The organism is Clostridium tarantellae (assembly GCF_009295725.1).
GTDB classification, from domain to species: Bacteria; Bacillota; Clostridia; order Clostridiales; family Clostridiaceae; genus Sarcina; species Sarcina tarantellae.
The window spans coordinates 1-13,556 of record NZ_WHJC01000076.1; the positions used below are offsets into that span (position 1 = coordinate 1).

General features: G+C 26.6%; 15 protein-coding genes. 14 read left to right on the forward strand and 1 reads right to left on the reverse strand.

Going from position 1 to position 13,556, the window contains the following annotated elements:
• Positions 1-71: 71 nt before the first annotated feature.
• The 7 genes from GBZ86_RS07080 (at position 72) to GBZ86_RS07110 (ending at position 6,048) form a co-directional block, all read left to right on the forward strand.
• Positions 72-1,166, forward strand: coding sequence for a linear amide C-N hydrolase (locus GBZ86_RS07080; protein ID WP_207707429.1), 1,095 nt, complete (start codon positions 72-74; stop codon positions 1,164-1,166).
• Between the two features lie 131 nt (positions 1,167-1,297).
• Positions 1,298-1,732 carry an ATP-binding protein gene (locus GBZ86_RS07085; protein ID WP_152889112.1) on the forward strand — a complete coding sequence of 145 codons (435 nt, stop codon included), beginning with the start codon at positions 1,298-1,300 and terminating at the stop codon, positions 1,730-1,732.
• A gap of 90 nt (positions 1,733-1,822) precedes the next feature.
• Positions 1,823-2,518, forward strand: coding sequence for a lantibiotic protection ABC transporter ATP-binding protein (locus GBZ86_RS07090; RefSeq protein ID WP_152889114.1), 696 nt, complete (start codon positions 1,823-1,825; stop codon positions 2,516-2,518).
• Position 2,519: 1 nt separating this feature from the next.
• Complete coding sequence (locus GBZ86_RS07095) at positions 2,520-3,242, forward strand: lantibiotic immunity ABC transporter MutE/EpiE family permease subunit (protein ID WP_207707430.1); 723 nt, start codon at positions 2,520-2,522, stop codon at positions 3,240-3,242.
• A gap of 2 nt (positions 3,243-3,244) precedes the next feature.
• Positions 3,245-4,003, forward strand: coding sequence for a lantibiotic immunity ABC transporter MutG family permease subunit (locus GBZ86_RS07100; protein WP_152889118.1), 759 nt, complete (start codon positions 3,245-3,247; stop codon positions 4,001-4,003).
• Positions 4,004-4,018: 15 nt separating this feature from the next.
• A complete protein-coding gene (locus GBZ86_RS07105; protein WP_152889120.1) occupies positions 4,019-4,684 on the forward strand; it encodes a response regulator transcription factor in 666 nt (221 codons plus the stop codon).
• Positions 4,675-6,048, forward strand: coding sequence for a sensor histidine kinase (locus GBZ86_RS07110; protein ID WP_152889122.1), 1,374 nt, complete (start codon positions 4,675-4,677; stop codon positions 6,046-6,048). Before GBZ86_RS07105 ends, GBZ86_RS07110 begins: the two co-directional genes overlap by 10 nt.
• 52 nt (positions 6,049-6,100) lie before the next feature.
• On the opposite strand, the gene GBZ86_RS07115 is transcribed toward GBZ86_RS07110, so the two are convergent.
• A complete protein-coding gene (locus GBZ86_RS07115; protein WP_152889123.1) occupies positions 6,101-7,132 on the reverse strand; it encodes a PocR ligand-binding domain-containing protein in 1,032 nt (343 codons plus the stop codon).
• Positions 7,133-7,477: 345 nt separating this feature from the next.
• Between GBZ86_RS07115 and GBZ86_RS07120 the strand changes: the two genes are divergently transcribed.
• From GBZ86_RS07120 to GBZ86_RS07140, 7 genes are all read left to right on the forward strand, one after another.
• Positions 7,478-8,614, forward strand: a complete 1,137-nt coding sequence (locus GBZ86_RS07120) for a glycerol dehydrogenase (RefSeq protein ID WP_152889125.1) — start codon at positions 7,478-7,480, stop codon at positions 8,612-8,614.
• Between the two features lie 5 nt (positions 8,615-8,619).
• Positions 8,620-10,386, forward strand: coding sequence for a dihydroxyacetone kinase subunit DhaK (dhaK, locus tag GBZ86_RS07125; protein ID WP_152889127.1), 1,767 nt, complete (start codon positions 8,620-8,622; stop codon positions 10,384-10,386).
• A gap of 265 nt (positions 10,387-10,651) precedes the next feature.
• Positions 10,652-10,780: a hypothetical protein gene (locus GBZ86_RS18425; protein ID WP_268817435.1), complete on the forward strand. Its 129-nt coding sequence runs from the start codon at positions 10,652-10,654 to the stop codon at positions 10,778-10,780.
• Positions 10,781-10,821: 41 nt separating this feature from the next.
• Positions 10,822-11,295, forward strand: a complete 474-nt coding sequence (locus GBZ86_RS07130) for a GNAT family N-acetyltransferase (RefSeq protein WP_152889129.1) — start codon at positions 10,822-10,824, stop codon at positions 11,293-11,295.
• Positions 11,288-12,250 carry an MATE family efflux transporter gene (locus GBZ86_RS07135; RefSeq protein ID WP_234885131.1) on the forward strand — a complete coding sequence of 321 codons (963 nt, stop codon included), beginning with the start codon at positions 11,288-11,290 and terminating at the stop codon, positions 12,248-12,250. Before GBZ86_RS07130 ends, GBZ86_RS07135 begins: the two co-directional genes overlap by 8 nt.
• Before the next feature lie 53 nt (positions 12,251-12,303).
• Entirely contained in the window at positions 12,304-12,651 is a 348-nt protein-coding gene (locus tag GBZ86_RS18205) for an MATE family efflux transporter (protein WP_234885132.1), read from the forward strand.
• A 356-nt stretch (positions 12,652-13,007) separates the two neighbouring features.
• Positions 13,008-13,163 (forward strand): zinc-ribbon domain-containing protein, encoded by a 156-nt coding sequence (locus tag GBZ86_RS07140; protein ID WP_152889131.1) that lies wholly within the window; start codon positions 13,008-13,010, stop codon positions 13,161-13,163.
• Positions 13,164-13,556: the final 393 nt, after the last annotated feature.

Consider the following 13,556-nt stretch of genomic DNA (forward strand, 5'->3'; position numbering starts at 1 on the left):
ATATATTATTTATTATGAATTAAAAAGTATATATATGTATTTATATATAATAATTGAGAGGAGTTATATATATGAATAACATGAATAGTATAAAGGAACTTGCAAATGATATTAATGCGGGTTGTAGTTCAATAACTTGGTCTACAGAAGATGGAAAGCATTTGTGGGGAAGAAATTTTGATTTCAATCACATAGCTAATGGAAGTATGATAACTTATATTCCAAAAGGAAAAGAATATTATGGTTGTGGTAATATTTTAGAAAAGAACATAGATGAAAATTCAAAATTAATTTCTAAATATGGAGCTGTAGGAACAGGTTCTCTTTTAATGGAATCTACACCTGTTTTATATGAAGGTATTAATGAAAAAGGATTAATGGGTGGGCAATTATATTATCGTAATTTTGCTCATTATGAACCTAAGGCTAAAGAAGGAACAATAGCACTTCAACCACCTTATGTTGTAACCTATCTATTGACACAATGTGAAACTTTAGAAGAGGTTGTTGATGCCGTAACAAATAAAATAACAATAGTTAATGTACCTATGTTTGGAAGTGTGGGAACAGTTCATTGGTCATTTACAGATAAAACTGGAGAAACAGTAATAATAGAGCCAGATAAAACTGGTATAACAGTATATCGTAATACTATGGGGATATTGACTAATAGTCCAAGTTATTCATGGCATGAATTAAATTTATATAATTATTTTAATATAAGAGATTTAGATTATGATGCTTTAGATATTAATGGATTTACTTTACAACAATGTGCATCAGGAAATGGTGCTTTAGGACTTCCAGGAGATTTTACATCTCAATCAAGATTTGTAAGACTTGCATTCTTAAAAAAATATGGAGTTAAAGGTAAAACAGAAGAAGAAGGAATTACTTATGGAATACATTTATTTAATAATGTAGCAATGCCTTTAGGAATAGTAAGAGTTTCTCAGCCGGGTACTTTAGAACATGCTACAGGAGTAGTTCCCTTTGATTATACCATATATACTTCAATGATGTGTGCTGAATCATTAAAATTCTATTGGGTAACGTATGAAAATCAAACAGTACAATGTGTAGATTTAAATGATTTATTAAATAAAAATGATTATGTACAATTTGATTTAGGAAGAGTAAGTGAATTTAAATATTTAACAAAATAATAGATAAAGTTAGATGAAAAAAAGCAGTTTATCAATTAATGATAAACTGCTTTTTTAAAACTTTATTTTTTCTTTATTTTTAACACATTTATTCTAAAGTTTCGGTTGCTATAAACCTTAATGAACTTATTATGCAATTATTAGATGGTGAAGAGTTTAACTTTAAAGAGAGAAATTTAAAATTACATGTTAGTTTGCAAAATAAAGCAGTTAATGTATATGGAGATCCAATGCTTATAGCAAGGGCATTAAGCAATTTAATAAGTAATGTTTTAAAATATTTAAGGGAAGCTACAACAGTTAATATTAGCTTAAAAGAATTAGTGGTAAATAAAATTAATTATAGCATTTTTACAATATATAATATACCAAGAGAAGCTATTTCAGAAGAGGAAGCTAATAATTTATTTAGTAGATTGTATAAATTAGATAAATCACGAAATGATGAAGGTAGTGGTTTAGGACTTGCAATAACACAGGAAATTATAAAAGCTCATAATGGAATGGTTAAAGTTGAGACTATTGAAGGCATAATTAGATTTAGTGTAATGTTTAGCATAATATAATTTATGAATCAAAAATTTAAATAACCTTATAAAATCCTTATAAACATCTCTTATACTTTAGTTAAATTAAGTATGAAGGGATGTTTTTTTATGGAGTATATAATACAAACAAAAAATTTAAGTAAAGTTTATAATGGAGACATTGCAAATAAGGATATATCAATATCCGTAAAAAATAATTCAATATATGGGTTGTTAGGAGCAAATGGTGCAGGTAAATCAACATTACTTAAAATGTTAACAGGTATGATAAAACCAACAAGAGGAGAGATATTATACTGTGGTAGAGAATGGAGTAGAACAGATTTGTTAAGTATAGGAGCGTTAATAGAGGAGCCACCAATATATGAAAATTTAACAGCAGGAGAAAATTTGAAAATTAGAACTTTAATTTATGGATTGTCAGATTCACGTATTGATGAAGTTTTAGAAATTGTTAATCTAAAAGATACGGGAAAGAAAAAAGCAGGTAAATTTTCTATGGGTATGAAGCAGAGACTAGGAATAGCCATAGCCTTAATAAATAATCCAAAGTTGTTAATATTAGATGAACCAACCAATGGATTAGATCCAATAGGCATTGGAGAGTTTAGAGAACTTATTCGTTCATTTCCTAAAAAGGGTATAACAGTTATATTATCAAGTCATATTTTATCAGAAATAGAACAAATTGCAGACTATATAGGTATTATTGCAAATGGACAACTCTCTTATGAAGAGAAAATAGAAAAAGATAAGGACTTAGAAAGTATATTTTTAAAAGTTGTTAGAAGGGCAGGTGAGTAATATGTATGCACTTATGAAAGCAGAGTTATTAAAACAAAAACATAGTTTTCATAAAAAGCTAGTTTGGCTTGCACCTATTGTCACTATATTTATAGCAATTATCCTTATGGGAGGAGGTTATATACAAAGTGGTTCATATAATTGGTGGTATACTATTATATTACCTGCTTCATTAACTATTATAAGCTCATTAACTATAGTGAATGAGCAAAAGGGCAAGTTCCATGGATTATTTAGTTCTTTAGTTCATATTAAGAAATTGTGGTATAGCAAAATTATTGTGTGCACCTTATATTTAGCTTTAACATGCTTAACATTTTTCATAGGTATTACCCTTTCAGGGGTTTTGTTTGGTAGCCAAATTTCACTTATAGATAGTTTTATTGCATCACTGATTTTGTTTATTTTATTTGCATGGCAAATACCATTATGGATGTATCTTTCAATGAAAGTAAATATAAGTTTTTCAGTTATACTTAGTCTTATATGTAATTTTGGAATTGCAGTTATTTTTGCTGTGAAGACAGTATGGTGGATTCCTTTTGCTATTCCAGCAAGGTTAATGTGCTCTATAATTGGAATTTTACCTAATGGATTAAATGTAGATGGAGGGAGTTATTTATTAAATGATAATGTTATTCCAGTAGGAATATTTATAAATGTAACATTATATGTAGTTTTATCTTACCTTACTGCAAAGTGCTTTGAGAAACAGGAGGTTTAGGTATGAGGTATTATGGTAAATATTTAAAAATAGATTTTTATAAAGCCTTACATTCTAAGATAATTTTAAGTCATTTTGTTATTCCTATATTAGGGTTAGTTATGATGTTATCATATTATACACTTGTTTCATGGAGCGAATCAGAAAAGATATTATTATATATACAAGTTGTATCAATGACATTTCCTTTAGTAATTTCTATTGTAATTAATATGGTTTATGAGCAGGAAGAGAAGTGTGGTAGATTTCAATATTTTTTAACAATACCTAATAAGAAATATATACCTCATGTAAGCAAGCTATTTTTACTAATTATATTAGGGTTAATTTCTACAAGCATATCCATTTTAGGATTTGGGTTGATATTCAAATATATGGGAAACAGTTCTATTGATTTATGGGTTTATTTAAAAGAAGTAGGCATTGCCTTTATAAGCAATATTCCAATATATATGATACAATATTTGGTAGTGTTTTCTTTTGGAAAAGGCGCATCTATTGCATTAGGTATTACAGGTAGCCTTATTTGTGCTCTTATGATAACTGGCATAGGCGATGGAGTTTGGTTTGTATTACCTTGGGGGTATTCCATAAGATTATCTTCATACCTTTTTCAGTATGAAATTTCAAATAAGTGGAGTTTAGCATTAGAAAGGAATTTAAGTTTAGCCATAATTTTAATGTTGATTTATATAATAATAGGTGCAATTTCTTTGGTGATTTTCAGTAATTATTGGGAAGGTAAAAGAGAGTTTTATTAATTGGAGATGAAAAAAATGAATAATATTAATATTTTAGTAATTGATGATGAAGAGGAAATTTGTATTTTAATAAAAAATGCTCTTAGTAAGCAAGGTTATAGAATTACAACCAGAAATAATGCAGTTGACTTAACTATAGATGAAGTAAAAAAATTTGATTTAATATTAATAGATATTATGATGCCAAAAGTTGATGGATTTATATTATGTAAAAAAATCCGAAATGAGGTGGATTGTCCTATTATATTTATAACAGCGAAAATAATGGAAGAGGATGTTATAGAAGGTTTTTCAATAGGAGCGGATGATTACATAAAAAAGCCATTTAGCATATTAGAATTAAGAGCTAGAATTTCAGCTCATTTAAGGCGAGAAAATAGAGAACATAAACAAACATTAAATATTAATGGCTTAAGATTTAATTTGAAATCTAAAGAATTATATTTTAAGGATATAAAGATACCTCTCACTAAAGGAGAGTATAATATTTGTGAGTATTTAGCAAAACATAAAGGACAAGTTTTTTCTTTAGAGCAGATATTTGTACAAATAAATGGATTTGATAAAGAAAGTGATAATAGTGCAATAAGAGAACATATAAAAAATATTAGGGCTAAAGTCACATTATATATAGATAATCCAATTGAAACAGTTTGGGGTGTTGGATATAAATGGTCATAAAGAATAAAAAAGAAATAACTTTATATAGTATATTTTTAAAATATCTAGTTAGTTTTTGTTTATTAACAACCGTATTACTATTTTTAGTAGTTTCTATTTTTGCTATAGGGTTAAATACAGAGGTTTTGCTTCCCGCTAATTATGCTCAAAATCAATTAGAAGAAGTAAGAAAAGAGCTTATAGATGAGGAGCAATTTAATGAAAATAAAATAAAGTATCCATATAAGTATAGTTTTTATGACAATGATTTTAAATTAATAAGTAGTAATTTTAGTAAAAGGCAATTAGAAGAAAGTAATAAATATCTAGAGGGTAAAAAATTTAAAACTAATAAAGTGTATACAAAAATAGATTTAAAGGATGGAACTTGTATAATATCATATGATATAAAAGCTCATTTTTCATTAGAGTATTGGAATAACATATTTCCACATCCAGAAATAATGGGAATTATATTATTTTTTATATTATTTATTATAATGTGCATTATTCTTATAAGAAAGTTTGGTAAAAGCTTAAGGAAAGAATTATATGTGCTTAAACAATCAACTGAGAGAATAATGGAACAGGATTTGGATTTTGAAATAGTCCCTACTAATGTAAAGGAGTTTAATAATGTATTAACATCTATAGATAACATGAAATCTGCACTAAAAGAATCCTTAGAAACCCAATGGGAATTAGAACAAAAAAAGAAAGAGCAAATATCAGCCCTTGCTCATGATATAAAAACCCCATTAACCATAATAAAAGGAAATGCAGAACTTTTATTAGAAAGTGAATTTTTAAATGAGGATGGAGAATATGTTAGATTCATTATTAAAAATACAGATAAAATAGAAAAATATATTTCTCTTTTAATGGATATATCAAAAGCAGATAATGATGTAGAATATGCTATGGAGAAAATTGAGTTTAATGATTTTTTAGAGGAATTAGTATATGAAACAAAAATGATTGGTAAAACTAAAAATATTACAACCTTAATTAAAGTAAATAATAAAATAAAAAGTTTTGAAGGCAATAGAAATCTTTTAATAAGAGCTCTAATAAATATAATTATAAATTCCATTGATTACTCACCAATAGGTGGTGAAATAGAAATTTCAGTAAATATTAATAATAATAAGTTAAAGTTTACTGTAAAAGATTGTGGAAAAGGCTTTACAAAGCAAGGATTAATAAATGCTACAAATCAATTTTATATGGAAAAGTCAGAAAGAAGAGTGGGAAAGCATTATGGTATTGGATTATATATTGCACAAACTATAGCTAAAAAACATGGTGGAGAATTAGAATTAAAAAATAGAAAAGACAAAGAAGGAGCAGAAGTTTCATTAAGTATTTTTCAACAATATGTATAATAAAAAAATTTTTATTACAATTAAATCCACCAGCAAAAAAGCTGGTGGGTATTTATTTTTTGTGATATTTTCTGTAAAGGGAAGGTGTTATACTTTCATGTTTTTTAAAGATTTTTATAAAATATCCAGCTTCATTAAAACCAAGATTATCACTAATTTCTGAAATGGTCATATCTGTAGATACAAGTAATTGTTTTGCCCAACTTATTTTTAGCAAAGATAAATAGGTAGAATAGTTTTGACCTATTTTTTTAGTAAATATTCTACTAAAATAACTAGAGCTTATATGACATAAATCAGAGGCTTTTTTAAGTGATACGTTTTCATTTTTGTGAGAATGGATATATTCAATAGCTGGTTTTAATATTGAATCACTTATATTATCTTTTTCATAAGATAAATCTTTTATATGTGAGTTTGTAATAGCATTAGAAAGTTCATCTTTTATAGTTTTTAGATTATTTTCTTTATAATTAGATAAGTCTAATGTATTATTTAAAGAATTTTTGTGTACAACATCCTTCTCATATAGTTCAAAAATAAGTCTTTTATCTAGCGATTCTTCAACTATATAATTGCATAATTGAAATAACATTTCGGCAATACTTTTAACTTCTTCATAAGATAAACTTGGTATATTAGAATATAAATGATTTAATTTATTTATGTTATCATTTACAAAATGGTTTGAAGATATAGTTAAAATACGCTCTAATGAATCCTCATCTTCTTTATTATCTAATTTAACTTGACCTGCCATTATTGCACCAATATATTTATCATCTACAATAATAGGAATAGCTATATCAATTATATTAAAATGACAAAGATAAATATAAGGCTTATTTATTCTAACTGCTTCAAGTCCTCCTCTAGAATCACATTTTTGACAGTAAGAGGATATGTTTGGATCATTCCTAACAGCTTTACAAAATTCACTACAAAAGCTATGTCTAGATACTGGAATACCCTTATAATCAGTTGTTATCATGGCCATTTTTGTCACTAGAGAAAGAGAGTCTTGGAGCTTTTGCCATTTATCTAAATCAATAATTTTATTCAACTTTAAGTGTTTAATTTTCAAAAGAATCCCCCTTTTTATTTATCTTTTGTGAATATATATTTTAAAAATATGCATATAACTTTAATTGTTAGCACAAATATTTAATATGCTAAATGATTTTTTTATTATTAAAATTAATTTTATCATAGAAATAATAAAAACTCTATTTTAATACTTATAACTTTTGTATAGAAAAATATATTAATAGCATGAAAGTACAATTATTTTTAATAATAGCAAAAAATTACGATTGTAAAGTACAATATTTTATCATTATACTCCAATGAAAAAAAATAATATAGATATTATAATAAAGTCATGAAAACATTATCACAGTGAAGACGTAAGATTAAAGGAGGATCATTTATGAGAAAAGCATTTATTTGCCCAACTAAATATGTTCAAGGAGAGGACGAGTTATTAAATCTTGGATATTTTGTGAAAACGTTTGGAGATTCTGCACTTTTAATTGCTCATAAAGATGATATAGAACGTGTAAGAGAAAAATTAGATAAAACTCAAGAGAAATTTGGAGTTAAATTTATAGAAAGTAATTTTAAAGGAGAATGTTCACGTGTTGAAGTTGCTAGACTACAGCAGTTAGCAAAGGAAAATTCTTGTGATTGTATAATAGGACTTGGTGGTGGAAAGGCCCTAGATACTTCAAAATGTGTTGCTGAAGGAGATGCATTAATAGTTGTTCCAACTATAGCGGCAACAGATGCACCTACTAGTCATTCAGCAGTTTTATATACAGAGGATGGATCATTTGATGATTATGCTTACTTTAAACAAAGTCCAAGTGTAGTTCTTGTTGATACTACAGTAATAGCTAAAGCACCAACAAGATTTTTAGTTTCAGGAATGGGAGATGCGTTATCTACATATTTTGAAGCTAGAGCAACAGCAGAGTCTTATACAAAGGTTAATGCTGGCTTACCTTGTGGAGTTAGAGAAGGTGTTTGTAATGATGCAAAGGGAACTAATACAGCATTAATACTTGCAAAAGCTTGTTATGAAATATTACTTGAAGATGGTAAGAAAGCAAAGGATGCTTGTGATTGTAATTTAGTAACTCAAGCATTAGAAAATATAGTTGAAGTTAATATACTTTTATCAGGTTTAGGATTTGAAAGTGGTGGATTAGCAGCAGCACATGCTATTCATGATGGATTAACTATATTAGAAGGAACTCATAAATATTTCCATGGTGAAAAAGTTGCTTTTGGACTTATAGCACAGTTAGTTCTTGAAGATGCTCCTACTAAAGAAATAAATGAAGTATTAGATTTTTGTTTAGAAATAGGATTACCAGTATGTCTTGAAGATATAGGTGTTAATGAAATTTCTAATGAAGAATTAATGGAAGTTGCTAGAAAATCTTGTATTCCAGAAGAGTCAATTTATTCAATGCCATTTGATATAACTGAAGAAGCAGTGGCAGCGGCAATAATAGTAGCTGATAAAATTGGTAAAGAGTATAAAAGCAAAAGAGGTATGTAATAGATATGAAAAAAATAATTAATACACCAGAAACAGTAGTAAGAGAACTGTGCAATGGAATGGTTATGGCTCATCCTGAATTAGAGTTTATAAGTAAATATAAAATAGTTAAAAAAGAAAAAATTAATAAAGATAAAGTAACTCTTATAAGTGGTGGAGGAAGTGGACATGAGCCAGCACATGCAGGGTTTGTTGGACAAGGTATGCTAGATGTTGCTATTTGTGGAGATGTATTTGCATCACCATCACAAATTCAAATATACCAAGGTATAAAAGAGTCTGTTAGCAATAAGGGAACTTTACTTATAATTAAAAACTATAGTGGAGATATGATGAATTTTAAAAATGCAGCATATCTAGCAAGTGAAGACGGCATAAATGTAGATTATATAAAAGTAGAAGATGATATTGCTGTTGAAGATAGTCTTTATACAGTAGGTCGTAGAGGGGTTGCAGGAACTGTTTTAGTACATAAAATAGTTGGAGCAGCAGCAGAACTTGGAGAAAGTTTACAAAATGTAAAAAAAATTGGACAAAAAGCAGCTGATAATGTACGTAGCATAGGTTTTGCATTTACATCTTGTACAGTTCCAGCTAAAGGAACACCAACATTCGAAATTGGTGATGATGAAATGGAATATGGTGTAGGGATTCATGGTGAGCCAGGAATTCGTCGTGAAAAAGTTATATCTGCTGATGAATTAGCTGAAAGAATGGTTAATGAACTTTTAGATGATTTAGGAATAGTTGAAAATAGTAATGAAGAAATTGCTCTTTTAGTAAATGGATTTGGAGCAACACCAATGCAAGAATTATATTTACTTAATAATTCAGTTACTAGAGAGTTATCAAAGAAAAATATTAAGATATATAAGACTTTTGTAGGTAACTATATGACAAGTATAGATATGGCTGGAGCATCTATATCTATAATGAAGCTAGATAATCAGTTAAAAGAATTATTAACTAAACCATGTGATACTCCGGCATTTAAAGTATCTAAACATATAGAATCAAAAAAGTATGTAGATATAAATAATGAAAGTTCAGATGATGAAGAAGTATCATTTCAAATAGAAACAGATAAATCAAATTCTGTTATAAAAGATAATAAAATTACATTAAATAATATTATATATATTATAGATAAAATGAGTGAATGTATTATAACTAATGAAGTTCCATTCTGTGAATTAGATGCTCATGCTGGAGATGGAGATTTTGGTATGAGTGTTGCTAAAGGATTTAGACAATTAAAAAGAGAGTGGAAAAGTTTAATTAGTGATGAAGATTTAAGCATAGGGTCATTTTTAGATGCATGCTCTATGATTATAATGGAAAACTGTGGTGGAGCATCAGGTCCAATTTGGGGATCAGCCTTTAGAGCTGCTGGTAAGAATGTTGAAAATTTATCAGAGTTATCAGTTAAGGACTTTGCTAATATGCTTCAAAGTTCAGTAAAAGCTATACAAGAAACAGGAAAAAGATCTTTTGGTAGAGGAGCAGTAGTAGGAGATAAAACTTTAATAGATGCTCTTGCACCTTGTGCAGATTCTTGGTTAGATAGTGCAGAAAAAGAAGAGAATTTCATAAAAGCTTTTGAAAAAGCTGCTGAAGCTGCTGTTCAAGGAGCTAAAAATACAGAATCAATAGTAGCTCGTATGGGTAGAGCAGGAACTGTAGGAGAGAGAAGTATTGGATATCCAGATGCAGGTGCATATGCTTTAGGAGTTATATTTACTGAAATTACAAAAGAATTAAAACAAAAATAAAACTATACTCCACATTAGTATATTTAAATAAAACAAAAAAACATACCACTTTAAAGGACTTATGTATAAAATAATACATAAGTCCTTTATATTTAAAAATAATAGTTTAGTTATTACTAAACATAATGAAATCCCCCTGAAAGTTCTTTATTATATGCAATATTCGTAAATATATTCATGGATTATTGGTTGTATTTAAAATGAATGTGAATGTAAGAATGAATGAGTGAAATAATTCAATTAATATGCAAGTGTGGGTAATTTTGTGATTTTTGATATATTATATATTTATATGGTTATAAAGTTAGGTAATTTTGAGTATGAACAGTTGCTAGAAGTAATAAAAAATATAATACTAAAAAATAACATAGAAGCAGTTGGATGTTATACTTAAGTTTATTATTTTTTATAGTGTAAAGTTTAGGAGGGATAATTATGAGTTTATTTATAAAGATTGTTGATAAAAATAATTATAAAGAATTAATTAACTTAAAAGTAACTAAGGAACAAGAAAATTTTATTGAAACTGTGGAAACATGTTTAAAGGAAGCAAGAGAATATTCAGTATGGAAGCCAGTAGGAATATATGATGGAGCAAAACCTATAGGTTTTGCTATGTATGGTTTATTTTTAGATGAAGGTGAAAATGGAAGAGTGTGGCTAGATAGATTTTTAATTTCATATAAAGAACAAGGTAAAGGATATGGAAAGGCTGGGATTAAGCTTTTAATTAACAATTTATATGAAGAATATGGATATGATGAAATATATTTAAGTGTATATAAAAGTAACGATAAGGCAATTAAATTATATAAAGATTTAGGATTCCAATTTAATGATGAAGTTGATGTAAATGGTGAGAAGATTATGGTTATAAATTTAAATGAAAAAGGGAGAGATAATGACTAATAATAATGTTTTTGAAAAAAGGTCTATAAATCATTTAATAGTGTTATTTTCTTTTCCTACTATATGTTCTTTAGTGCTAGAATCATTAACTTCTATGGTTGATACCATTTTTGCAGGACATTTAGAAAATAGTAATGTGGCATTATCAGCTATGGGAATAATAAGTCCAATCTTATTAATATTAATTACAGCTCAATTAATATTTGGAGTATCAACTAGTTTAGTTATTTCAAAAAGATTAGGTGAAAATAACAAAGAAAAGATTAATAATACTTTTAAAGTAGGATTTTACGCAAGTCTTATATGGAGTTCTGTAATATCTTTAATAATATTTTTATTTCAGAATATGCTATTAAAGATGCTTGGCTCTAGTGGAGAAGTTATGATATTAGCTAAGGAATATTTAAGTATAGCCATAATATTTAATGTTTTTAGTACAGTGGGATATATGTTAATAAATAATGTCAGGGTATTGGGGTATCCAAATATATTAATAATAGTAGGAGTTTTAGCTACTGTTATTAATATAGTATTCATAGGTATTTTTCATATGGGAATTACGGGAATTGCTCTAGCTACATTAGTTAGTGAAGTATTTTATTTTTCATTTTCTTTCATATTTTTAATAAAAAAAGGATTATGGATAAAGAAAAGTAGTCTATCTTTACAGGAAGCAAAAGAAATATTAATTTCTTTAGTTAAAATTGGTTTTGTTCAGTTTTTAATGCAAGCTTTAAATAGTGTAAGTGCAATTTTTATTAATAAGGTATTAATCTCATATGGTAGCTTTTTATATGTAGGTACGTGGTCTATATGTGGGAATATAAATATGATAGTATTATTACCATTGATAGGATTAACCCAAGGTGTACAATCAATTATTGCATATTTTCATGGAAAACAAGATAAGGATAAAGAAAGAATTACAAAGCATAAGGTGTTTAAGTATAGTTAAGTATAGTTAAGTATAGTTTAATATATTCTGTAAGTATAACAGGATTAGTATATATGTTTTCAAATAGATTTCTCAATATATTTACTAATGATATGAACTTAATATACTTAGCTATTCCTATAATTAAAATCGTAGTTTTTGGTTTTCCTTTTGTAGGTATTTTATATACTTTAATTACTTTTATGCAGGTGTTAGGAATGGAAAGTAGTGCTAGTAAGTTAGAATTAATGAGACAAATAGTATTACTTATACCATTAATTATTGTATTACCTATAATTTTTTCTAAATTTAATATTATGAGCATTTCACCACAATTGTCTGTATTTTTTGCAATGCCCATATCAACTATTATATTAGTGATATTATATTGTAAAAGAATTAGAGTTTTATTAAAAAGTTAGTTATTTAGAAATGTAAAACATTAGGGGATTTAATACAGAGATAAAGTTTATAATAGTATTATAGAAGAAAGTATTAAGGATAGTTTATATTAAAAATAATTATACTATTAGTAAAATTGTTAAAATATTTGATATAACAACTACTAAACTTATAATTTATTAGAAAAGAATGTTATTTTAAAAGAAATAAATATTTTAAAAGAAATAAATATTTTATATTGTATTATATAAAATATTATGTTATACTAAAAAAACAGCGGAAAGCTGAAAAAAAATAAGTTTCATTTAGATAAGTAATTTCTCGTAAATTAGAGATTATTATCCATTTAGAATCTTTAAATTTAGGAGGAATAGTTATGACAGATAAGACAATTGTATGCAGAGATTGTGGAAGTGAATTCATATTTTCAGTAGGAGAGCAAGAGTTCTACAAAGAAAAAGGATTCGATAACGAACCAACAAGATGTGCTGCTTGCAGAAGAGCTAAGAAGCAACAAAACAATAGAAGATAATTTTAGATTATTATAAGGTTGTAGTATATACTACAACCTTTTTTGTTATATAGAGCTTATAGATTAGCTTATAAATTTAAAGATGTTATAGTAAGAAAAAGTATAGAAGTACAATTTCTCGAACCTTTATTAAATAATATTTTTAAGTAAAATGATTTTTAAAATATCATATATAAAAAAATATAATTATTTATTGAAAAATTTCAAAAAAATGGTGTATTAAAGCTAAAGTTTTTAAAAATACTATGGTTTTATATGCCATTTTTTATTTTAAATAAAATAAAATGAAAAAAATGTTTTAAAATGTAAAATTTTTAAATTTTATAGTGTTTGTAATTTTAATTAATGGAATTTCAAAGTTATTTTTATTTCTTTTAATAAAACATATTAATA